At 41.4% G+C, this 23,946-nt stretch carries 22 protein-coding genes; 11 read left to right on the top strand and 11 right to left on the bottom strand.

The annotated features are described in order from the left end of the window. Positions 1–38 precede the first annotated feature (38 nt). The 8 genes from allB (at position 39) to rocD (ending at position 9,417) form a co-directional block, all read left to right on the top strand. A complete protein-coding gene (allB, locus tag KIH23_RS06580) occupies positions 39–1,364 on the top strand; it encodes an allantoinase AllB (RefSeq protein ID WP_213212275.1) in 1,326 nt (441 codons plus the stop codon). Continuing rightward, positions 1,346–2,362 (top strand): allantoicase, encoded by a 1,017-nt coding sequence (alc, locus tag KIH23_RS06575; RefSeq protein WP_213212273.1) that lies wholly within the window; start codon positions 1,346–1,348, stop codon positions 2,360–2,362. Before allB ends, alc begins: the two co-directional genes overlap by 19 nt. Then, positions 2,362–3,780, top strand: coding sequence for a urate hydroxylase PuuD (locus KIH23_RS06570; protein ID WP_213212271.1), 1,419 nt, complete (start codon positions 2,362–2,364; stop codon positions 3,778–3,780). The genes alc and KIH23_RS06570 overlap by 1 nt, the downstream gene beginning before the upstream one ends. A 1-nt stretch (position 3,781) precedes the next feature. Continuing rightward, positions 3,782–4,630: a 2-oxo-4-hydroxy-4-carboxy-5-ureidoimidazoline decarboxylase gene (uraD, locus tag KIH23_RS06565; protein WP_213212269.1), complete on the top strand. Its 849-nt coding sequence runs from the start codon at positions 3,782–3,784 to the stop codon at positions 4,628–4,630. A gap of 164 nt (positions 4,631–4,794) precedes the next feature. Further along, positions 4,795–6,126 carry a DUF6986 family protein gene (locus KIH23_RS06560; RefSeq protein WP_213212267.1) on the top strand — a complete coding sequence of 444 codons (1,332 nt, stop codon included), beginning with the start codon at positions 4,795–4,797 and terminating at the stop codon, positions 6,124–6,126. A 116-nt stretch (positions 6,127–6,242) separates the two neighbouring features. After that, positions 6,243–7,286, top strand: a complete 1,044-nt coding sequence (locus KIH23_RS06555) for a sensor histidine kinase (RefSeq protein WP_213212265.1) — start codon at positions 6,243–6,245, stop codon at positions 7,284–7,286. 19 nt (positions 7,287–7,305) lie between these two features. Beyond that, complete coding sequence (locus KIH23_RS06550; RefSeq protein ID WP_213212264.1) at positions 7,306–8,010, top strand: DUF1003 domain-containing protein; 705 nt, start codon at positions 7,306–7,308, stop codon at positions 8,008–8,010. Positions 8,011–8,136: 126 nt separating this feature from the next. Then, positions 8,137–9,417 (top strand): ornithine--oxo-acid transaminase, encoded by a 1,281-nt coding sequence (rocD, locus tag KIH23_RS06545; protein WP_213212258.1) that lies wholly within the window; start codon positions 8,137–8,139, stop codon positions 9,415–9,417. Positions 9,418–9,448: 31 nt separating this feature from the next. Here the strand turns inward: rocD and KIH23_RS06540 are convergent, their stop codons facing one another. After that, on the bottom strand, positions 9,449–9,796 hold the full coding sequence (locus KIH23_RS06540; protein WP_213212255.1) for a CCC motif membrane protein: 348 nt from the start codon (positions 9,794–9,796) through the stop codon (positions 9,449–9,451). A gap of 15 nt (positions 9,797–9,811) precedes the next feature. Beyond that, complete coding sequence (locus KIH23_RS06535; protein ID WP_213212254.1) at positions 9,812–10,096, bottom strand: DUF2752 domain-containing protein; 285 nt, start codon at positions 10,094–10,096, stop codon at positions 9,812–9,814. Positions 10,097–10,202: 106 nt separating this feature from the next. Here KIH23_RS06535 and KIH23_RS06530 point away from each other — a divergent pair, with 106 nt between their 5' ends. Together KIH23_RS06530 and KIH23_RS06525 are read left to right on the top strand one after the other, a co-directional pair. Then, positions 10,203–10,385 (top strand): hypothetical protein, encoded by a 183-nt coding sequence (locus KIH23_RS06530; RefSeq protein ID WP_213212252.1) that lies wholly within the window; start codon positions 10,203–10,205, stop codon positions 10,383–10,385. After that, complete coding sequence (locus KIH23_RS06525; protein WP_213212250.1) at positions 10,372–10,926, top strand: Smr/MutS family protein; 555 nt, start codon at positions 10,372–10,374, stop codon at positions 10,924–10,926. The genes KIH23_RS06530 and KIH23_RS06525 overlap by 14 nt, the downstream gene beginning before the upstream one ends. Positions 10,927–10,928: 2 nt before the next feature. Here the strand turns inward: KIH23_RS06525 and KIH23_RS06520 are convergent, their stop codons facing one another. Next, positions 10,929–11,900, bottom strand: a complete 972-nt coding sequence (locus tag KIH23_RS06520) for a hypothetical protein (RefSeq protein ID WP_213212247.1) — start codon at positions 11,898–11,900, stop codon at positions 10,929–10,931. An 88-nt stretch (positions 11,901–11,988) separates the two neighbouring features. On the opposite strand from KIH23_RS06520, the gene KIH23_RS06515 reads away from it, so the two are divergent. Continuing rightward, the gene (locus tag KIH23_RS06515) at positions 11,989–13,113 is read left to right on the top strand and encodes a cysteine desulfurase family protein (protein ID WP_213212245.1); all 1,125 of its coding nucleotides are present in this window, start codon (positions 11,989–11,991) and stop codon (positions 13,111–13,113) included. 1 nt (position 13,114) lies between these two features. Here KIH23_RS06515 and KIH23_RS06510 read toward each other — a convergent pair whose 3' ends face one another. The 8 genes from KIH23_RS06510 to KIH23_RS06475 all read right to left on the bottom strand — a co-directional run bounded on the left by KIH23_RS06510 (position 13,115) and on the right by KIH23_RS06475 (position 23,118). Continuing rightward, positions 13,115–14,482, bottom strand: coding sequence for an alpha-amylase family glycosyl hydrolase (locus tag KIH23_RS06510; protein WP_213212244.1), 1,368 nt, complete (start codon positions 14,480–14,482; stop codon positions 13,115–13,117). A gap of 88 nt (positions 14,483–14,570) precedes the next feature. Then, the gene (locus KIH23_RS06505) at positions 14,571–15,782 is read right to left on the bottom strand and encodes a T9SS type A sorting domain-containing protein (protein WP_213212242.1); all 1,212 of its coding nucleotides are present in this window, start codon (positions 15,780–15,782) and stop codon (positions 14,571–14,573) included. Between the two features lie 167 nt (positions 15,783–15,949). Continuing rightward, positions 15,950–17,338 (bottom strand): dihydrolipoyl dehydrogenase, encoded by a 1,389-nt coding sequence (gene lpdA / locus KIH23_RS06500; RefSeq protein WP_213212240.1) that lies wholly within the window; start codon positions 17,336–17,338, stop codon positions 15,950–15,952. A 108-nt stretch (positions 17,339–17,446) separates the two neighbouring features. Next, positions 17,447–17,983, bottom strand: coding sequence for a phosphatase PAP2 family protein (locus KIH23_RS06495; protein WP_213212238.1), 537 nt, complete (start codon positions 17,981–17,983; stop codon positions 17,447–17,449). 9 nt (positions 17,984–17,992) lie between these two features. Next, the gene (locus KIH23_RS06490) at positions 17,993–19,018 is read right to left on the bottom strand and encodes a phosphatase PAP2 family protein (protein ID WP_213212236.1); all 1,026 of its coding nucleotides are present in this window, start codon (positions 19,016–19,018) and stop codon (positions 17,993–17,995) included. A gap of 91 nt (positions 19,019–19,109) precedes the next feature. Continuing rightward, positions 19,110–20,867, bottom strand: coding sequence for an ABC transporter ATP-binding protein (locus KIH23_RS06485; protein ID WP_213212235.1), 1,758 nt, complete (start codon positions 20,865–20,867; stop codon positions 19,110–19,112). A gap of 163 nt (positions 20,868–21,030) precedes the next feature. Beyond that, positions 21,031–21,780, bottom strand: a complete 750-nt coding sequence (gene truA, locus KIH23_RS06480) for a tRNA pseudouridine(38-40) synthase TruA (protein ID WP_213212233.1) — start codon at positions 21,778–21,780, stop codon at positions 21,031–21,033. A 543-nt stretch (positions 21,781–22,323) separates the two neighbouring features. Continuing rightward, positions 22,324–23,118, bottom strand: a complete 795-nt coding sequence (locus KIH23_RS06475; RefSeq protein ID WP_213212227.1) for a Fic family protein — start codon at positions 23,116–23,118, stop codon at positions 22,324–22,326. Positions 23,119–23,946: the final 828 nt, after the last annotated feature.

Raw genomic sequence — 23,946 nt, 5'->3', positions numbered from 1 at the left:
CCTATATTTGTTGGTTGTCTTTTTTTAAAAATACTCTTTTGAACGAAAGAAAAATATACAGTAATCGCGTTTGGATTGACCAAAAATTACAGCCTGCTACTTTAGGCTTACGCGACGGAAAAATAACTTCGATTGATTTGACTCAATGCCCCGAAGCAGAAGATTTTCACAACGATGTCATCATGCCCGGTGTGGTGGATGTGCACGTACACGTCAACGAACCCGGCCGCACGCTTTGGGAAGGCTTTGATACGGCTACGCAAGCGGCAGCTGCCGGTGGAACTACCACCATTATTGATATGCCGCTCAACGCGAGTCCGGTAACTACTTCGACAGCCGCTTTCAGCCAAAAACTCGAAGCGACCGCCGGAAAAATGCACACCAACGTGGGGTTTTACGCGGGCTTGGTTCCGGGGAATGCGCACGAGTTGCCCGCTCTGATAGAGATGGGCGTGGTGGGTGTGAAGTGTTTTTTGACCCATTCCGGAATTGATGAATTTCCGAATGTGACCGAAGCCGATTTAGAAGAAGCCATGCCGATTATTGCGCGCTACGGAATCCCATTATTGGCTCATTGTGAATGGTATGATATCGAAGAGGAATGCGGTTTTGAATCACATCCGACGAGTTACCAACACTATTTGGCTAGTCGTCCGAAAAAGTGGGAAAACGATGCTGTTGATTTAATGATTCGCTTGTGTCGCAAACACCATTGTCCGGTGCACATTGTACATGTGGCTTCAGCCGAGGCTTTATCTGCTATTGAAGCGGCCAAACAAGAAGGTTTCCCCATTACTGCCGAAACCTGTACGCAGTATATTTACTTCAATGCCGAAGAAATTCCCGATGCGAACTGTGTATACAAATGCGCGCCGCCTATTCGCGAAAAAGCCAACAATGCGCAACTCAAAAACGCTTTAAAAGCCCGAGTACTCAACTTTTTGGCGACCGATCATTCACCGGCACCGCCTGAAATCAAAGAAATGGGATCGGGTAATTTGAAGAAAGCTTGGGGCGGAATTGCCGGCATTCAGTTTTTGCTCAATGCTTCGTGGACTGCCCTTAAAGATTCGTTTTCATTAGAAGAATTTATTCCGCTGGTGACTTCTGCGCCTGCGTCATTTCTGCAAAATCAAAACAAAGGAACAATCGCGGTGGGTGCCGATGCCGATTTGGTGATTTGGCAACCCGAAAAAGCGCAAGTGATTCGCCAAGAAGATATTTTATTCAGACACAAAATCAGTCCGTATATCGGGCAAACGCTGTATGGCGTGGTACAAGAGACCATTGTGAACGGCGCAACTGTTTATAAAAAACAAACGATAGAACATAAAAACCAAGGAAAATGGCTTTTGAGAAAGTAAAAGAAATAATTAAAGAAGCTCCGGCTTTTGCCCAACTGACTGATTTGGCAGCCGAGCGTTTAGGCGGTCAGGTATTGTATAGTACCGACGATTTTTTTGCCGAAAAAGAAAATCTCATCAAACCCACACGCGGCATTTTTATCGCCGATAAGTATACTGATCGCGGCAAGTGGATGGACGGTTGGGAAAGTCGCAGAAAGCGCACACCCGGCCACGATTGGGCTATTGTAAAACTCGCTACTTCGGGCAAAATCAAAGGTTTTGACATTGATACCAACTTCTTTTTGGGCAATCATCCGCCGCATGCTTCTGTAGAGGCCGTGTACCTTCAGGATGACTCCCATATTACCGACTGGGAAACGGTTGAATGGAAAGAAATTTTAACCAAATCGCATTTAGATCCGGGCTCGCAAAATTTTTATGAATGTCAAGACGATGCCATTTATACGCATTTGCGTTTGCACATTTATCCCGACGGAGGCGTGGCGCGTTTTCGCGTGTATGGCGAAGTGTTCAAAAACTGGAATGAAGTATCAGAAAACCAAGTTATTGATTTGGCAGCGGCCATCAACGGCGGCCAGGCCATTGCTTGTAACGATATGTTTTTTAGCGAAATGGGCAATTTAATCATGCCGAATCGCGGTGCCAATATGGGTGACGGATGGGAAACCAAACGCAACCGAACCCCGAACAACCGCGACTGGGTTATTTTACGTCTCGCACACCGCGGAACGCCTGAGCGCATTGTGGTAGATACTTGCCACTTCAAAGGGAATTACCCAGACAGTTGCTCGATTGAAGCTTGTGTAACCACCGATGAACAAATAGAATCAGCAGATTGGAAAACCTTGCTGCCACCCCAAAAACTCAGTGCTGATCACGAGCATGAATACACCTCAGAAATACAAACATTAGGGCCGATTACGCATATTCGTTTGAATATTTTTCCGGATGGCGGCGTGAGCAGATTGAGAATTTTTGGTAAAATCAACAAATAGTGAAAGTCAATTTATTCATCATTTGGGTATTGTATGCCGTGTATTTCGGCTTGCTGATTACCCTGAGTTATATGGCGTATAAACTGCCCAAAAAAGTGATAGCCAAATCTGAAGAAGAACCTTCAGAAAATGAAGAAATCCGCACCACCGGATTGAATTACATTTATGCAGGCATCTTACTGGTTTTGGTGGGCATTTTATACAACACCTATATTTTGGTGCAAGGTTCGCCACTCGAGAGTCATTTTATGGAATGGCTCAACATCATTATTCGCGTCATGCATATTACCTTTGGTATTGCTTGGATTGGCGCTTCGTTTTATTTTGTGTTTCTTGAAAACGCCCTGAATCGAACCGAAGATGTGCGCGATGAATTGGCCGGAAACCTCTGGGCTGTGCACGGTGGCGGTTTTTATTATTTAGAGAAGTACAAAATTGCGCCCAAGACCATCCCGAAAGATTTGCATTGGTTTAAATACGAAGCTTATTTTACTTGGCTTACCGGATTTTGTTTGCTCTTTGTGGTGTATTATTTCAATGCCTCGGCTTTTTTGATTGACAAAAATGTACTCGATATTACCGCAACCCAAGGCATTATGATAGGCGTGGGCTCATTTGTGGTGGCTTGGATTTTATATGATTTATTGTGTAAATCGCCTTTGATTAAAAAACCGGTGGCTTTTGCCGTCATCGGATTTTTGATTCTGATTGCCTTTGCTTGGTTTTATTGCCATGTATTTAACAGCAGAGCGGCTTATATTCACTTTGGAGCGATGATTGGCAGTTTGATGGTGGCCAATGTGTTTTTTGTGATTATTCCGTCGCAGAAAGCCATGGTGAATGCTGCCAAAAAAGGTTTGCCGCTTGATCCGACTTTGGGCAAAAAAGCGCTGGCTCGTTCGCTGCACAACAACTATTTTACTTTGCCGGTGTTGTTTGTGATGGTCAGCAACCATTTTCCGTCGACTTTTGGTTATGAATATCCGTGGCTTATTTTGGCCATTATTTCGCTCGGAGCAGCCGGAGTGAAGCATTATTTGAACCTCAAAGAAAAAAAGCAACTCAACGTATGGATTTTACCGGTTTCGGTGTTGATATTACTCGCGGCTTGTTTTGTTTCGGCGCCAGATGCTGATCCGTATGCGTGTAAAGAAGAAGTTCCGTTTACCGAGGTCAATGCGATTATTCAAAAGCGATGCGTGCAATGTCATTCGGCCAACCCGACTGATGATGTGAATAAAGTGGCTCCGAATGGTGTAAAATATGACACGCCCGAAGATATACTCAAAAAGAAAGATTTGATTTTGCAACGCGTAGTAATTACCAAGACAATGCCGCAAAACAACAAAACCAATATGACTGATGAAGAGCGCAAACTCATCCGATGCTGGATTGAGCAAGGCGCACACCTAGAATAATATGAATTTAGAAAGTTTTAATCGATTAGATAAAAGTACCGCCGCAGCTCATTTGTTTGCTTGTTGTGGTTCACAGCGTTGGACAGATGCCTTGATGCAGCATTTTCCGTTTGCTTCTGAACAAGATTTGGTAGCGCGTGCCGAAGATATTTGGTACCACCAATGCACTGAAGTTGATTGGCGCGAATCATTTACGCATCATCCGAAAATTGGCGATGTGAAGAGTTTGACCGAAAAGTTTGCCGGTAAAGAACAAGCCGGCGTTGCGGTTGCCACGATGCAAACCATTGAAGATTTAGCCAAAGCCAATGCAGATTATGAGGCCAAGTTTGGTTTTATTTTTATTGTTTGTGCTACCGGAAAATCGGCTGATGAAATGCTCAGATTGTTGCAAGACCGATTGCAAAATTCTGCGGATGAAGAATTGGCTATTGCGATGGGCGAGCAGCATAAAATCAGTATTATTCGGTTTAAGAGATTACTCACCGATGCGAATTTCGGCTTTTTAAAAGTAAGCCAGATTACCACGCATGTGCTCGATACTTCGGTGGGCGTTCCCGGAAAAAACATCACCATTAAACTCAAGAGGTTTTGCAACGGAACCTGGCAAACGCTCGCGCAAGGCGTTACCAATGCCGATGGCAGAATTCCTGATCTATTGCCGCCCGACCGCATTTTAAAACCCGACACCTATCAGATGGTTTTTGATACAGGCGCGTATTATGATGGTTTGAAAACCCCAACTTTTTACCCGATGGTAGAGATTATTTTTCAGACTTTTGACGATGCGCATTATCATGTGCCGTTGTTGGTGAATCCGTTTGGATACAGCACCTACCGCGGAAGCTAAACTCATAGCCCTGATGGCAGCGGAAATCCTTTTTTGCTGATTAAGATGCCCCTCGACTGCGCTCGGGGTGACAAAAGCAAAAAAGATTGCAGCGAACAGCAGGATCAGCTTCTAAAACTAATAATTCAAAATTTGTAATTCATAATTTTTAATTCGTAATTAAAATGACCATTCCCAACGATAAAAAAGAGCAGTTATTCAATAGCTTAAAACAGGCCAATTCGGCTTTTAACCAAATATATCCGGGCGATCGCAGTGAGCGTCAACCCGTGCATACGCTTTATGGCGGTGCGAATCTTTTTAAATCAGATGCGGCCTTGGCTTTGGGGGCACGCGCTTTAGAAATTCTGCAAACCTATGCCCCGAACCACGAAGTTTTCGGAAGCGTTTTTGGTTTTTCGGATCCGAAATTCAGCCAACGCATTTATGATAAAGTGGTGGCCAAACTCAAAACCCAAGCCGTTGAAGATTACCGCATTGACTTTGAAGACGGTTACGGAAACCGCAGCAACGAAGAAGAAGATCAAACGGCCGAAACCACTGCGCGCGAGTTGGCTAAAGGCATGCGCGAAGGAACGCTTTCGCCGTTTGTAGGTATTCGGATCAAGCCGTTTACTGAAGAAATGAAAGAACGCGGATTGCGCACTTTGGACATTTTTGTATCGACTTTGGTCAAAGAAACCGGCGGAAAACTTCCGGAGAATTTTGTCGTGATGTTGCCCAAGGTAACCATACCGGAGCAGCCGCAAACTTTGGCGAATTTCTTTGCGATTTTAGAACAAGAGCTGGGCTTGGCAACCGGTGTTTTGAAAATGGAAATGATGGTTGAGACCACGCAAGCGATTATGGCTATTGACGGAACCAACCCGTTGTACAAATTTATTCAGGCAGCGCAGGGCAGATGTATTGCGATGCATTTTGGAACCTATGATTATACCGCGAGTTGCAGTATTACGGCCAAGTATCAAGAGATGGATCATCCGGTCTGTGATTTTGCGCATCATATGACCAAAGTAGCTCTGGCACACACGGGCATTTGGCTCAGCGATGGAGCTACCAACACCATGCCGATTGGTCCGCACCGTGGCGATTTGACTCCCGAGCAAGAACTAGAAAACACGCAGGTGGTACACCGCGCTTGGAAGAAAGGTTATGACCATATTCGTCACTCATTGTGGAACGGATATTATCAAGGTTGGGATTTGAATCCGGCGCAGTTCGCGATGCGTTATGCAGCCGTGTATGCGTTTTTCTTAGAAAGTTATGACGATGCGGTAGAGCGTTTGAAAACGTTTGTAGACAAAGCGGCGCGTGCGACTTTGATTGGTGATGTTTTTGACGATGCGGCCACCGGACAAGGTTTGCTCAACTATTTCTTGCGGGCACTTAACAGTGGCGCCATTACCGAAGAAGAAGTTTTGGCCACGGGATTAACACTTGATGAAATCAGAGGACGTTCGTTTAAGAAAATCCTCGAAAATAGAATGAACCGATAAAGAGTAGAACCGCTGTATATTTTGCAGCGGTTTTTTTTGTGTATAATTTATCGAGATATATACAAGCTTCTGGGTTTTAGCACGTATTTTTGTTTTCTAATCAAATCAATCCATCCATGAAGTTGTATCAAAGTTTATCGTCTGTTGGCTTTCTCAAAAAGAGTTATGCTTTTAAATTTTTATTTGTGGCCTTTGTGGGCATCCATATTCCGCTCATTGGCATTTTATTCTACGTTTTGTTCGGAAGCGAACACGCATCGCCAGTATCTATTTTGATTTGGGCTTTGATATTGACTTTGTTGGCCACCGGAATTACCTTGTTGGTCTTGAAGCGATTGATTTTTCCCATCGAATTGGCCTCGAGATCTCTTTTGAGTTATCAAAAAAAGCGCGAAATACCATTGCTTCCGGTTGATTATAAAGACGAAGCGGGTTTGCTGATGCGCCATATTTTAGAGATGATTCAAAGCAATGAGAAGTTTTTGAACGAAAAACAAGATATGCTGTATTTGTTGTCGCATGATTTAAAGACTTTTACCACCAATTCGCAGTCATTGGCGCAATTTATCATCGATGAAAACGCCGCTGAACCCATTCCGCAATATGCCAAGCTCATTCATGAAGCCACTACGCAGCAACTCAATTTTATTCATGGATTTATCAAATTGCTTAAAATTCAAGATGAATTGCTGTCTATTGAGCCTAAGTTGCAAAGAGTTTCATTGGTTGAATTAAACAATCAACTTGCTGTTCAGGTAAGCCAGCAAACGCAACTCAAGAAAATTAAACTGGTATCTGAGATACTCGTAAATGATTATATGCTGTGGATTGATCCTGATTTATTGTTGCGCGTTTTGGTGAATTTGGTTGATAATGCGCTAAAGTTTTCGCATCCCGAAAGTGAAATCAATGTGGTTTACCAAGTCAAAAATGATCAGTTATTCATCAGTATTCAAGACCACGGTTTGGGATTTGAGCTCAAAAACTCGAGCGTTTTGTTTGAAAAATTTACCACAGAAAAGAAAATGGGCACCGCCAATGAGTATCCAACCGGACTAGGGTTATATCTTTGTAAAACCGTAGTCGAGAAACATAAAGGAAGGATTGACGCTACCAGTCTGGGCAAAAATCAGGGAGCCACTTTTACGATTGTTTTTTAATTTACCTATAGGGAATCAGATGAAAAAAAATAGTTTTGTCAGTGTTATTTCAGGTGTAGAGTTTCCGCTTTCTGAGCGTGTTTCATGTCAGTTTGTGAGCCTTTCTATTCTGGATTTAATTAGGCAAGATTATCCCGGTATTACCGACGATGATTCTATATCATTAAGTGAACTCAATTTATACCGCGAAAAATACATCGCCAATTATCTGAGTCGTGGCTTAGGCGAGTTGAGTCAGCTTGAAAGCAATGTGATGAACTCGCTTAATGAGAACAAACTTTTGGTCAATCAGATTGATGATTTGCCTGCTCATTTAAGTTTAGGTCAACGAGTTGCTGATCGCGTTGCTGATTTTGGCGGAAGCTGGACCTTCATTATTTCGTTTGGTTTTTTTATCCTGATTTGGATTGGCCTCAATGTATATTGGTTTGCCAACAAAGGTTTTGATCCATATCCGTTTATTTTACTCAATTTGATTTTGTCGTGTATTGCAGCTCTGCAAGCGCCGGTGATTATGATGAGCCAAAACCGTCAGGAAGAAAAAGACCGCGAACGCGCGCGCAATGATTATATGATCAACCTCAAATCAGAACTTGAAATCAGAATGCTGCATGAAAAGCTCGATCATTTGATGTTGCATCAGCAGCAGGAACTTATCGAGATTCAGAAGGTTCAGATTGAAATGATGAATGATATCCTATCAAAAATGCAAAGTGAACATTAATTTAAGCCTTAAAATGGCTGTTTATTTTGTTGAATTCTCAATATTTTATCTAGTTTTGTGGCATATTAGGATGATTTCTCTCCGTACAAGTAGGAATGGTAATTCTCTATTTTAAAGAAATTTTTTATGTCAGTGATTGAAAAAATGAGCTCGGCAGCTTTAATTGAACTCGAAGATAAATACGGAGCCCACAATTATCATCCGTTACCGGTGGTGTTAAGCCGCGGTGAAGGTGTTTATGTTTGGGATGTTGAAGGCAAAAAATACTACGATTTTTTATCGGCTTATTCGGCGGTCAATCAAGGCCATTGCCACCCGCGCATTGTGGGTGCTATGGTGGAACAAGCACAAACTCTGACGCTTACCTCAAGAGCTTTTTACAATGATAAATTGGGTCTTTATGAAGAATACTTAACCCAATATTTTGGTTTTGACAAAGTGCTTCCGATGAATACCGGAGCTGAAGCCGTTGAAACTGCACTCAAAATTTGCCGCAAATGGGCTTATGAAGTCAAAGGAATTGCCCAAAGTCAAGCGCTTATTGTGGTTTGTGAAGGCAATTTTCACGGAAGAACCACTACAATTATTTCGTTCTCTAACGATGAGAATGCGCGTAAAAACTTTGGGCCTTATACCGACGGATTTATTCGTATTCCGTATGATTCAATTGAAGCCTTAGAAGAAGTGCTCCAGAATCATCAAAATATTGCCGGTTTTTTGGTTGAACCCATTCAAGGTGAAGCGGGTGTTTACACCCCAGCGGATGATTATATGATGCGCGCCAAAGAACTTTGCAACCAACACAATGTTTTGTTTATTGCCGACGAAATCCAAACCGGAATTGCCAGAACCGGATCGTTGTTGGCTGTGTGCGGAAATTGTAGTTGCGAAAAACAATGCGAGCGCCAAGCCACTTATGCCACTCCGGATATCTTGATTTTAGGGAAAGCTTTATCAGGCGGTGCTTATCCGGTTTCGGCCGTTTTGGCCAACAATCATATCATGAATGTGATTAAACCCGGACAACACGGATCTACTTTTGGTGGAAACCCTGTAGCAGCAGCGGTTGCTATGGCTGCACTTGATGTAGTATCTGACGAGCAATTGGCTCAAAATGCACGTGCTTTAGGTAAGTTATTTCGAACTAAACTTAATGAATATATTCAAACCAGCAATATTGCCACTTTAGTTAGAGGTCGTGGTCTTTTGAATGCCATTGTAATCAACGATACTGAAGACAGTGAAACCGCTTGGAACATCTGTATGGCGCTCAGAGATAATGGATTATTGGCCAAACCCACCCACGGAAACATCATCAGGTTTGCACCGCCACTGGTCATGAACGAAGAGCAATTACTCGACTGTGTACGTATTATTACAGAAACTTTAAAACAGTTTGAACGATAAAAAAAAATCCTCCGAAAACCGGAGGATTTTTTTATTCCATTTCTTCCATTTCTTGTTGGTGTTTGATTTTTTCAATCAAGTTTTGTTGGAAGTCTTTGATGCCTTGTTCGCCCATAACAACCAACATATAGATGTTGATTACAAAATAAATGGCGCTCAGAACAATTCCAATAATGGCCAGAACTCGTCCTGTGTTTATGCTGGAATAGCCTTCGTATTCTTCGGGGTTTTCGTTGTAAAGAGCTATGTCTTTTTTGGCCAAAACCAAGGCTACAATCCCCAAGACTAAACCAATAACTCCCCAACAACAGCAGGTGAGTATAGACATGATACCTAAAATGAGTACAGCCGAAGCATTGGGTAATTTTCTTTTTTCCATAGAGAATAAATCAGATTAGAATATAAACATTTTGTATAAATAAGCTGCGGTCATTATGATGCCGTTTATCACTGCCAATCGCACAAGTATTTTATGGTAATTGTGGCTTTTGTCTATAAAGTGTAAGCCTAAAAATCCAAAAAACAACAGCAAGGTGTATATGGCCGGATACATATAGAAAGCCGCCGAAAAATCTCCTTTCAAAACCAACAACAAACTTCTTTGAGCACCACAACCCGGACATTCGAGCCCGAAAAGTGTTTTGCTCATACACGGAATCATGTATTCTTCCCAATTCATGTTGTTGTTTTTACTAAGGCAATTTTACAAAAAAATATCCTTTAAAAATGCGTGCTTGCCAATTTTAAGTTTGCTATTTTTGATTTTCAATTTTTATCAATCTTCTATGAAAAATCTTTTATTGCTTGTTATGGTTGTGGCCATTGCAGTAGCTTTTTACGAGCAAAATTCAGACGAAAAAAACACAGTAGTTATGGTCATTGCACTAGCTGTTTTTATTTTTGGATTGATCAAATTGAGTGCTAAAATACCCAGTAAAGAACAAAATAAGGACGATGAGCAACTTTAAGTTAGGCGATCAGGTTTCGGTTTTAGACGATGCTATTGATGGCGTAATAACTACAATTCAAGGCGATAAAATTACGATTGAAACCACCGATGGTTTCCCGATGACTTATTTTGTCAATCAATTGGTTAAAAATTTAAATACCAGCGATTTAACCGGAAGTATAAAAAGCTTTAATGCTCAAAAAATACAAGAGCAAAAAGAGGCTCCGCTCAAACACAAACAACCGGTTTCGGTCCGCCAAAAAGGCGAGATTCCTCCGCCGGAATTTGATTTGCACATTGAAAAATTAGTCAAGAACCACAAAATTTTGAGCAACTATCAAATCTTGAATTTGCAAATTGAAACTGCACAACGACATGTTGAATTTGCCATCAGAAATCGCATTCCAAAAATTGTTTTTATCCACGGTGTGGGCGAGGGTGTTCTCAAAGCCGATTTAGATGCAATGCTCAGTCGATATGACCAAATATCATTTCAAGATGCCAATTACCAAAAATATGGTTTGGGTGCCACTGAAGTTTATTTCAAACAGCCAAAATAATTTTAGTTGGTCAACAAATTCCCGTATAGAATATCGTTTCCGTAGTAAAAAGTATTGTTGCCTTTCTGAAACGTCACACCTTTGAGTTTGATGGTATGCAAATAACCGGTTCCGTTGGTTGTGGTGGTTACTTCAATGATTCCGCTGGTGCCCGAAACACCGGGTTGGGCAATCCATTCTTCATTAACAACAGGCGCGTCCGGAAACGAGCCTCCGCAAAAGTACTCATTGTTGGTTGTAGTTATGGCTGTTTCAAATAAACGGTACACCAAGTGGTTGGTTGTGTCAGAAATCAAAGCGCTTTTTGCAGTACCCAGGTTGTCGGTTGATAAAAGTGCCGGATCTAAATTTTCAATATATAAGCCTTCGATTCCATTGTTGCGTGCATTGTATAATAAGTTGCCCGATGCGCAAAGCTTCACATCATCAGCAATTAAATTAAAAGGCAATGTAGTGGGCGTGGTGCTGTATTCACCAAAATTAAAGGTCTCATAAATCTGTTGACCATCAGGTTTTTGAAATACAATATTTTTAAAAACGATGTTGTGTAGGTACCGAACCACTTTGGTCGCACCGGTTGTTGCATCCGGAGTTGAATAAACAGCGGTAGTGGTAATTTCAATGTCTCCATCAACAGCCGTCCATTCTTGAGTAGCGGCCGGACTCACCGGGCTGGGTGTGTTGCAAATATTAGCCGATGAAACCGTACCGTTGTAGGTGCGATAGGTCACACTAATATTCCCGCCAATGCTGCGAACCCGAGGCACTCCGTCAATTGTGGCTTCATTGATAAAAGCATTTTCTGAAGTGGGCATTTTGAGATACATAGCTTCATTATCTCTGATTTTGTAGATGGTTTCACCACAACTAGCGGCAGTAACGGTTTGAAAATCTACATTTTCAATGGTCAAATCGCCATCATCACAGCTGTTTAATGCTAATAATAGAGCTAGTATTCCAAATGCTTTTTTCATGAAAAAAATTTTGACAAAAATAGGATTTTAATTTACATCACAGCATTACAAACGCTACAATCAAAGATGAAATTAATACCTTTGGCGCATGAAAAAAGTCTACCTAGATCATGCCGCTACCACGGCTATTGCTCCTGAAGTTATTGAGGCTATGGTGTCTTCATTGCACAATGATTTCGGTAACCCATCATCAACCCACAGCTTTGGTCGTCAAGCCAAAAGCAGTATTGAACTCGCCCGAAAAACCATTGCCAAGGCCATCCATGCCAACGCCTCAGAGATTGTATTTACTTCTTGCGGAACCGAATCAAACAACTGGGTTTTTCGCAATGCTGTAGCGCATTTGCAAATCAAGCGCATCATATCAAGCCCAACCGAGCATCATGCGGTTTTGCATACTTTAGAAGAAATGGCTCAATCGAATGATTTTGAATTGGTGCTTTTAAAGATTCAACCCAACGGACAACCCGATTTGGCTCAACTTGAAGCATTACTCGCTCAAGAAGTTAAAACATTGGTTTCGCTGATGCACGTGAACAATGAAACCGGGGTGGTCACTGATATTGAGCAAGTGGGGGCTTTGTGCCAAAAATACGGTGCTGTTTTTCATTCTGATACGGTACAATCCATGGGCAAAACGTCTATAGATGTACAACAAATACCCGTTGATTTTTTAGTAGCCAGTGCGCATAAATTCAATGGGCCCAAAGGCATCGGATTTTTATACATCCGCAAAGGAACATCAATGCAACCGATTCTTTTGGGCGGTGAGCAAGAAAAAGGCCTGCGCGCCGGAACCGAATCAGTCCACAACATTGTGGGCATGGCCAAAGCACTTGAAATTTCATTAGAACAACTCGAGGCACATCGCGCTCATGTATTGCATTTACGCCAATATTTACTGAACGCTTTACAGCTGGAATTTCCCGGATTTAAAATCAATGGTGCCGAGGATGGCTTTTACAATATCCTGAATGTGTTGTTGCCTTTTGCAGCGGATAAAACGGCCATGATTTTGTTTCATCTCGATATGAAAGGTATTGCCGTATCACGCGGAAGCGCTTGTCAATCGGGCAGTATCTCGCCTTCGCATGTGTTGGCGCAAATGCTTTCTGATGATGATTTAACAAAACCTTCGCTGCGCATTTCACTGAGTCATCTCAACACACAAGAAGATATTGATTATTTGATGGAAGCCCTCAAAACGGTTTAGTTTATTGCACCAAAACCTTATATTCCCAAGGTTTAAGAGTCAATATGTCGTTGCCTCTAAGCTGCATGTCTTGCCCGCTGAACCACTCTTTATATAGGCCCTTTTGATGTTCAGATTTTAAAGTAACCGAGGCCGGCTCTGCGCTGTAATTGATCAGGGTAATCACTTGATTGTTGTCTTTTTTACGCGAGAAGGATAAAACTTGCTCGGGTTTGTCGTTGTACATACGCACCATCACACCACCTTCTTTTCCGTTCCAGAGTGCTTTGTTCTGGTGTTTTAAATCAAAGATTTGCGTGAAGATTTTTTCATACGGCAATGATTTCCAGTTGATCAAGTCTTTGTCAAAAAACTTCAATGATCGGTCAAGTCCGGCTTCTTGTCCGCCATAAACGAGCGGCATTCCGTTGATGGTTCCGCACAAAACCATCGAGGCTTGCAGGCCATCGCCAAAATTGTACAACATATTGTGGTTCCAAGAATTCATATCGTGGTTGTCGGTAAAAGTCATGCGGTAGCCATCACGCGGAAAAGTACTCACATCATGCGCCATATATTCAATGAGCCCGCCCAGCGGTTTGTGATCGCGGGTTACAGCGGCCATTTTATCAAATAAAGTCCAAGAATAAGTCATGTCAAAGGCTTTTTGATGCAAATCGCGCGATTCCCACTCAGCGAGCATAAAAACAGGTTTTACAGCATCCATTTCAGCGCGGGCTTGGTTCCAGAAATCCGTCGGAATAAAACCGGCTGTATCGCAACGATAACCATCAATATCAAAATCTTTGACCCAATACACCAATGCTTTAGTCATATATTCGCGAATGCCCGGCTGGTCATAATCAAAGTCAATCACATCGTCCCAATCATACCAAGGTGTGGGCTGGAATTGTCCTTCTTCGGTTTTGGTATACCATTCGGGATGGTCTTTGGCGAGTGGGTTGTCCCATGACGAATGGTTGGCCACCCAATCAATAATCACATGCATGCCCATTTGGTGAATTTGATCCACGAGGTGTTTAAAATCGGCTTTGGTGCCAAACTCAGGGTTGATGCCGTAGTAATCTTTGACCGAGTAATAACTTCCTAAAGTGCCTTTTCTTTTTTCAACGCCAATGGGGTGAATCGGCATGAGCCAAATAATATCAACGCCCATTTTTTTGAGTCGCGGCAAATGGGCTTCAAAAGCCTTAAAGGTTCCTTCGGGTGTATATTGACGCACGTTTACTTCATATATCGTGGCGCTTTTGCTCCATTCAGGGTGTTTGAGTTCTACGTACTCATGTGGTTGGTATGAATTTTCAGCTTGTTTGCGTGAACAAGCTGTACATGAAAGTACTACCAAAATGCAGATAAAATATGTTTTCATAAGAAACAGATAATTTTTAAAAATAATAAAAACCGTTCAAGTGACGGTTTTTATTTTTTGATTGAGTAGTATTGGTGAGCACTTAACTTTATCGAATACTCAATTTTTTTACTTCTCGAGCTGCATCTGATTCTAAAATTAAATGATACATACCCGGTGATAAGAATGAAACATCAATGGTTTTCTGTTCTTGGATACTGCCTTGGGCTACGTTTTTTCCGACTAAATCCCAAAGAGAATAGTTCACTTTTTTGTTTTGTGTTTGTATGGTAATCAAATCATCTGCCGGGTTGGGTGCCATAGTGAATGATTCTGTTTTTGCTTTGTTGGTGCTCAGATTCGGGTAGCGTTGCACCGCATATTGGTAATTATCGGCTTCAATTTCAATGAGCATTGTAGCGGGCAATGATAAATTCTCTAGTATACCGGTGAGTGTATTGTAGGCATATAACCGCTGTTGATTTTGTAAATCATTGCCAATAAACAATAATTTTTCAGTGTTTTGATCATAGCTACGGTTAAACAATTGTAAACCTGATATTTCAACCAGTTCTGTTTCATTGGTAAAGGCTCCGGTGTTGGGGTCAATTTGACCAATGCGCATAAACGTGGTACCTGTAACACTATTGTAGTCAGGATAAATAGCAAAGATTTTATTTTGTGCCATACTAAATTCAAGACCAATATTTCCGGTAATAGTTGTACCTGTAATCGGAATTATTGTATGGGTAAAAGTGTCGTTGCTGATACTGGCTTTTACTAATTTTTTACCCTCATCGTCTTGAATCACAAAGTAATAAAAACCATTGTCTGAGTCATAAGCACTGGCATCCGGAAAAAAGAATGTGTTGGGCTGAAGTTCAAAGTACCCCAAATTGGTAGAGCTTTGGGTCAAAGGATTATAGCGGTTGAGGTATAAATTGTTATCTAAATCACCGTCATATGAGTAAAGCATCCCGGTTTGCATATCAACTTCAGCCGAACCGTTGTAAACCGTTGTAGCTTCGGTTAGTTCTGCGGTAGCGTTGGTTGTATTAAAGCGAAACATCTTACTCACATAATCATTGTTTTCTTCAACCAACACTCGAGAATAATAGGTTCCCACATTTGAATTGTAAACGGATGAACCTACCAAAACCCCAACATAGTTTGTAGGTGTCATTAGCGTAAAGTTGGTTTCGCCGGCATTCCATTGAACCAGGTTATCGATTCCGTTTCCGTTAGAACTAAAACCAATCAGTTTGATGTTTTCTTGCGCACACAAGAAGAAAAAACCAAACAGCACTAAGCTTAAACTCATTGTTTTTTTCATTTTTACAGCCTTATTCGTTAATAACAATTTTGTTTAAAATTCTGTATAAATCATTGAAATACAAAAGGAATGTTAAAAAACTAACTTTTGTTTAAGCCGCAAAAAAAAAATCCGCTGGTAGCCCAACGGATTTTATATTTATGGTATTTTGATTTTTACAAGTGGATGACCTCGCCATAAGCATCGGCAACCGCTTCCATCACAGCCTCGCTCATGGTTGGGTGCGGGTGCACCGCTTTGAGAATTTCGTGACCGGTGGTTTCAAGTTTACGCGCTACCACGGCTTCGGCAATCATATCGGTAACGCCGGCTCCAATCATGTGGCAACCCAGCCATTCTCCGTATTTGGCATCAAAAATAACTTTGACAAAACCGTCCGGAGTTCCGGCAGCTTTGGCTTTACCTGATGCAGTGAACGGGAATTTACCTACTTTGATTTCGTATCCTTTTTCTTTAGCGGCTTTTTCAGTCAAACCTACCGAAGCAATTTCAGGCGTAGCATAAGTACAACCCGGAATGTTTCCGTAATCAAGCGGTTCAACGTGTAATCCGGCAATTTTCTCTACGCAAAGAATTCCTTCGGCTGAGGCTACGTGCGCCAAAGCTTGCCCGGGTGTTACATCGCCAATGGCGTAATAACCCGGAACGTTGGTTTGGTAATAGCTGTTCACCAAAATTTTATCGCGGTCAGTAGCAATACCGGTTTCTTCGAGTCCGATGTTTTCGATGTTGGTTTTGATGCCCACAGCCGAAAGCACAATGTCAGCCTCTAAAACTTCTTCGCCTTTAGCGGTTTTGACAAAAGCTTTTACGCCGCTGCCTGAAGTATCAACGCGTTCTACCGAAGCATTGGTCATGATGTTGATGCCTGCTTTTTTGAGTGAACGTTCAAATTGTTTTGAAATGTCTTCGTCTTCAACCGGAACAATGTTCGGCATGAATTCAACCACGGTAACTTCGGTGCCCATCGCGTTGTAGAAATGAGCAAACTCAACACCAATGGCGCCTGAACCCACTACAATCATTTTTTTAGGTTGGCTCGGAAGCGTCATGGCCTGACGATAACCGATGATTTTGGTACCGTCTTGCGGCAAGTTGGGCAACTCGCGTGAACGAGCTCCGGTAGCAATAATGATGTGATCAGCGCTGTACTCAGTTACTTTGCCATCGGCTGCAGTAACATCAACTTTTTTGCCCGGTTTAATTTTTCCAAAACCGTCAATCACATCAATTTTATTTTTTTTCATCAAGAATTGAACGCCTTTGCTCATGCCATCGGCTACTGAACGCGAACGCGCAATCACTGCATTGAAATCTTTATCGTATTCTTTAACGGTCAAACCGTAATCTGAAGCGTGTTTTAAGTAGTCAAACACTTGTGCTGATTTTAAAAGTGCTTTGGTGGGAATACAACCCCAATTGAGGCAAATTCCACCCAGGTTTTCTTTTTCAACAACGGCTACTTTAAAGCCCAATTGCGAAGCGCGAATAGCTGTTACATATCCGCCCGGTCCGCTTCCTAAAACAATAATATCGTATTTCATTGTAGAGTGTTATTTCAAAAATTTGCAAAAAAAATGACCTGCGTCATTCCGGTTGCGAATGTACGCATTTATTTTAAAATCAAAATGAGTTTAGCTGGGCAGAACGCGTTAAAAAGTATAGGTCAATCCGAGTTGATAACCGTTTTGTTCGTTGTTAAAACTTACCTGAACTTTTTTCTGATAGGGTTTGGTAAAAATATAGTTGGCTCCGATACCAATCGTGGCACCGGCCAATACATCCCAACCATCGTGCTTTTTGGCCTGAATACGTGAATAGCCCACAAATGAAGCCAAGAGATAGCTTGGTACGCCGTATTTCCAGCCGTATCTTCTTTGTATAAAAGCAGCACCGGTAAAAGCGCAAGTGGTATGACCTGACGGGAAAGAATAATTGTTAGAACCATCCGGACGTGGTTTGAGCACAATATGTTTGAGTGATTGTTGTAGGATGAATCCGCTTCCGTAGGCCAAGAAAAATTGTCGTACAGGTTTTGAACCGTCGTCATTGTATATAAATGCACTCGTTAAGGCCGCAGCAGGAATGGCAATTTGAATAATATCACCGGCACTGGTGATGTCTCGGTTTTGGGCTTTTCCGGGTGTTAAAAAACAGAAAGCAAAAACAAAAGCAATTATTTTTTTCATCCGTACAATCTAAAACTTAAGGGTTATTCCGGCCAATTGGGTGTTGTAAAACTGATTCAAACTATAACTCACTTCATAGCGTGGCTTTTTCTGAACCATGCCCACGTTGTTGTTTTTTTTGACGGTAATACGGCGTTTGGCAATGTTCTTACCAATCATATAGCCTACCAAAATTCCAATCGGATAATCTGAAGCCCAATGTACTTTATTACTGACCATGCTAAATGCTAACAGCCCACCGAGTGAATACCCTACTGGTTTGATCCATTTATATTCAGGGTAATTGGTTGATATAATGACCAGTGTAGCCATAAAAGTGGCCATGTGCCCTGAGGGCATCGCATCGTAATAGGGCGTGTGTTTGCCAAAGGCACTAAAGCTCGGAAAAGGAGTCCAATGTCCGCCATCGTGACCGGTTTCAAGAGCGGCAATTGGGCTTTGTCGACCGGTCATGCGTTTGATGGTTTGCGTAGTAATGCCTACACTGAGCAAAGCTTCAACCAATTCACTAGAAGTATTGAGTGCGCGATAATCTTGGCGGTTGATGAGCCCTTTTATATAGAAAAAACCACTCAAAAAAAGCGTAGTGTTTCCGTTGCCAATATAATATACCGCCGAACTAATACTGGTCGGAAAAAACTCTAATCCCAAAACGCGTTTGTAGCGCGGTGATTCGTCCCAACCGCCTAAGCGATCGCCAAAATCAATGGCGTCTTCCAGAATTTTCTGATCATACGGAACCGTTGCCGCTGTAGCCCCCAAAGCCAAAGCATCCCATTTGAGGTTTTCTTTTCGGGTGAGTGAAACGCCAAATTGATATAAATCTGACGGAACATAACGAATCAAATCAATCGTTCGGGGTTTTGTAAAAATGTAGGTGGTGTTTGGATCAATCTGAACCCATTGTTGCTTGACCACTTGGGTTGAATCGGTGAGTGCCGAACTGAGTTTAAGTGAATCAACAGCTGTCTGCGCTTGGGATGTACCTATAAAAAAGTAAAAAAGAATAAATAAAATAGGGTGGTTTGCACGCATACAATTTTGTTTGAGCGGGCTAAAAATATAATTTTTTTAAGATAAAATTAACTTTTTAAAACTTTAACAGCTAATATGTATCAATTTTAAATTATTCAGTTGAGGATAAGAATTGCGAATCGTATAAGTTCTTGTAATAACCGCCTGACATGTTCAGCAATTCAGCATGTGTGCCTTGCTCAACAATCAGGCCTTTATCCATCACAATAATTTGATCGGCCTTGACAATGGTGGCCAAACGATGCGCAATCACTACCGATGTTCGCCCACGCGTGATTTTATCGGTGGCGCTCTGAATGAGCTCTTCAGAGTGCGTGTCAATTGATGAAGTAGCCTCGTCCAAAATTAAAATGCTCGGCTCACTCACATAAGCACGCAAAAACGCAATGAGTTGGCGTTGTCCTGATGAGAGCATCACACCGCGCTCTTTAACGTTGTAGTCATATCCGCCCGGAAGACTCATGATAAACTCATGAACGCCAATTTTTTGTGCGGCTTCCATCACGTGTTCACGACTGATGTTGGGGTTGTGCAGGGTAATGTTGTTCAAAATGGTATCGGCAAACAAAAATACATCTTGCAACACCACGGCAATTTGTTGACGCATAGATTCAAGGGTGTATTCCTTGATGTTGCGCCCGTCAATATAAATACTGCCGGCATTGATTTCGTAAAAGCGATTGAGCAAATTAATGATCGTAGATTTTCCGGCTCCGGTAGCACCTACAATAGCAACGGTTTGTCCGGCTTTGACCTCAAGGTTGATGCCTTTGATGATTTCTTCGTTTTCAATATAACTAAAGTGTACATTTTTGAACTCAATATGGCCTTTAAAAACAGGTGCTACTGTGCTTCCGGTGTCTTGAATCTGATCTTGGGTGTCAATAATATCAAACACGCGGTTGGCCGAAATCATCCCCATTTGCATCTCATTGAATTTATCGGCAATCTGACGCAGCGGGTTAAACAACATGCCAATAAACATGGTATACGAGAACAAATCTCCGAAGGTGGTAAAATGGTCGCCGTGCAAAATTCGGATGCCGCCGTACAACACCACAAACCCCAAAGTAAGCGACGAGATGATATCGGCAATCGGAAAGAAAATCGAGTTGTACAAAATGGTTTTGACCCATGCTTTGCGGTGCTTGTCATTGATTTGGCTAAACTTTTCAGCCTCAATGGCTTCGCGGTGAAACAGCTGAACTATTTTCATGCCCGTTACGCGCTCTTGTACAAAGGTGTTCATATTGGCAATTTGGTTGCGCACCTCCTCAAAAGCCACTTGCATTTTGCGCTGAAAAATTCGGGTAAAAAACACCAAAACCGGCATGGCAAGCACCACAATCCAACTCAGTTGCCAGTTCATATAAAACATAAAAAACAGCACCACAACCATCTTCATCAAATCGCTGGTAATCATAAATAAACCCTGGCTAAAGATTTTGGCAATTTGCTCTATGTCTGATACCGAGCGCGTCACCAATTGCCCCACCGGAGCGTTGTCATAATACTGCATTCTAAAACTCAGCATATGTTTGAAAAGTTTAACGCGAATATCTTTGACAATATCTTGCCCGAGCCAATTGGCCCAAAGCACAAAGTAAAACTGCGAAAAAACCTCAAGCATGAGCACCACACCCATCAAAACAATATACAACAACAAGCCTTGCCCATCGTGGGTTTTGATGTAATCATCAACGGTGAGCTTGAGCAAATACGGCCTGAGCGCGGCAAACACCGATAGTGAAATGGCAAACGCCACCACACTGTTAAAACGCCAACGATAAGGTTGAGCGTATTTTAGAATTCGTTTAAAAACAACGGTATCAAAGGCTTTTGCTTTCATCTGAGTTACTGAGTTGCTGAGTTGCTGAGAAACTGAGCTATTTTATTTTTTTGTAGCTATTCCCGCTATTCGTTGCAATCTTTTGTGTCGAACCCCGCCACAAAAGGATTTTCACTGCTATCGGGGCTATGCGTTTCTTCGCATATCAGTATTTTGTTTCTCATCAATTGGTAGAGTCAAACGAAACATACGGATATACAATTTTGGTTAAATATAAACCGTGCGCGGGCACCGAAACGCCGGCCTCGCTGCGGTTTTTACTGTTTAATACTTCTTGGAATTCGGCCAGCGTCATTTGTCCGCGGCCCACTTCAAGCAAGGTTCCTACTATGGCCCGAACCATATTGCGCAAAAATCTGTTGGCCGTAATGGTAAAGGTTAGTTGGTCTTGCGCCACCGTCCAATATGCTTCAGCAACCGCGCAGTCAAAAGTATACACTTCTGTATGCACTTTTGAGAAACACTCAAAATCAGTATGCGTCAACAACAGTTTTGCCGCCTCGTTCATGGCATCAACCTTGAGTTCTTTGCCATAAAACCAGCTCAGACTGTCTAAAAAAACATTTTTTTGTTGGTGTATGTGATACTGGTAGGTGCGTGCCGTAGCATCAAAACGCGCATGCGCATCGGCGGCTACTTCAAAAACCTTTTGCACAGCAATATCTTTGGGCAAAAACGAGTTGAGTTTGTGCGTTAAATTTTCGGGCAAAGCGTGCTCAAAATCAAAGTGCGCAAACATCATTTGGGCATGAACCCCGCTGTCGGTTCGGCCGGCGCCGGTTAACTCCATCTTTTCTTGCAACAACGTGCTCAAAGCCTCGGTCAGGGTTTGCTGCACAGAGCTGGCATTGGGTTGTATTTGCCAACCGTGGTATTGCGTGCCGTTGTATGAAAACTGAATAAAATAGCGCATGCTTGAACTTAGAATTCCGGGTGCAAATATACTTATTTTTATTGGAGCAGCTGAGACTCTGAGCAGGGGAGAGCCTGAGATTCCTCCTGCGCGGATGAATTACGAATTGTGAATTACGAATTATGAATTACGAATTACGAATTGTGAATTACGAATTGTGAATTACGAATTATGAATTATGAATTACGAATTGTTAATTACGAATGATGCTTCAAAATCAACTTCTTAAACTTTCTATACTTTTAAACTTATATTATTCCTGCTGTGCAAAGTCTTCCGACTTTGCGCTAGTGGTAATCTATGCCGTTGAATTTATACTTATACGACTTTGTGAAGCTACGCATAATCATTAAGAACGTCCATTCTTCTATATTACGAATGCAATTAAAAATGACTTAACTCATGTGTTATTGTAAACGCTTAAAGACATAAAATAAGCCCTTAGTTTCCTAAAGGCTTTATTTCTTTCACTTAGTTACGTTTCATGCTTTCACATGCAAGAGGCTTGACTAAGTATCACGCTACAAACGTATAAAAATTCTGTTATTTTTTCATTCTAGCCATTAGATAATTTGTCATGCCTTTGGCTAGATATTCAATTAAAGAAATATCACTTTTGTCTTTTTCGCATTTTATTATTGTCGAAATATATTCTATTTGTTCTTCCTGATTTGTGATTTGTGGAAATATTGGTGGGCAATTATTCGCCATTAAAACCGCTCCAATAATTATTCTGCAAACTCTACCATTTCCATCTGCAAATGGATGTATCTCATTCAAAAATTTATTGTGAAAATAAGCAACTCGGGTTAACAAGTGCTTTTCAGAAATTGAATTATCAATATCTCCTAATCTCGCATTAAACATATCCACGTATGTAGCCATGACAATTTCCAAATTGTAATGTGGCGAATATTCTTTATCCGCAAAGAACGGTTGTCGAGAACCAACAGTCGGAATGTTTCTGTAATTCCCAACCAACTCAGGGTTGAAATCGGTTTCCCAAGCTAAAGGAGATTTCATTAAACCACTATGGATATTTTTAACCGTTTCTTCAGTTAATTGGAAGTTTTGTAAATTTTCAAGAAGACTTTTTAAAACAGACTGATGTTCTGAAATTCCGAGCAATGAATCAAAATTTATCCCACGTACAGTTTCGTTATTTAAAAAACGGATTGTGTCGCCATATTCAAGTTTAGAATCTTCAATTCTCGCAGAATAAAAAGAATAATCATTAATCAAAGAATCTTTAAACTCTGCTGACCAATTATCTCTCGGGAATTTTTCTTGGAATTTTAAAAGAGCATCATTGAAGTTTAATAAATAATCAGGAAGCATTGATATACTTAACCGTTATACTTATTAAACATAAAACGAGTCCACTTTTTAATATCGTGAGGATATGCAAATAAACCCTTGTCAGTCTTTACAAATGTTTTACCAAAAAAGAACATTTGGAAATCTGTTTTAAAGGTATTAGGAATCGTATCAACAGAAATAAGTTCTTTTGTAGTTGATAGATTTTTTAAAACAATTATATCTTGTCGAGTGACTAGCATACTGCAAATGTATTAAATACTTTGTGAAAACCAACACAATTTATGCTTTTCCCAACTTTGTCATGTCATTGTAAATGTACTGACTGTCAATTATTATTCCAATAGTAGATTATTAAATAGGGAAAAATCTATTTATCAGTTCCCGCTCATTTACGGCATCGACTTTAATATATTTCTCCGTTGTACCAGCCCATTTATGCCCTGCCAATTCCCGCACTCATTCTAAATAAATTTTCTTTTCATTGAGCCGGTTAGTAATCACCCTCATGCGGATTGTTTGCGGGTTGAGGTTTTTCTCCGGGCATTTACTTTTTAATGGTTCAGCAATGAAATGAACCCGGATAGCGCTAGATTTTCTGCATCATCTGTTAAAGGTTTGCGGTAGATTTGATGTAAAAAATCCTAAATACACTCGCGCAACACAGACGAACCTCACTAAACTGAGCTGCTGAGATTCTGAGTGCCTGAGCAGCTGCGCGAAATGATTAACGATTGAAGATTAACGAACTTTGATTTTTGAAGTAATTGAATCCGTGAAACCGAGACCATCCCTTTTGTCCTAAAGCGCAGCGGTCTGTAGTGCAACGTGTCCGTAGGCGCAGCCGTG

This window comes from Flavobacterium sp. CYK-55 (assembly GCF_018413465.1).
In the GTDB taxonomy this organism is placed as follows: domain Bacteria; phylum Bacteroidota; class Bacteroidia; order Flavobacteriales; family Flavobacteriaceae; genus Flavobacterium.
Note: the sequence above shows the minus strand (reverse complement) of the source record. Positions and strands in the feature narration are given on the sequence as shown.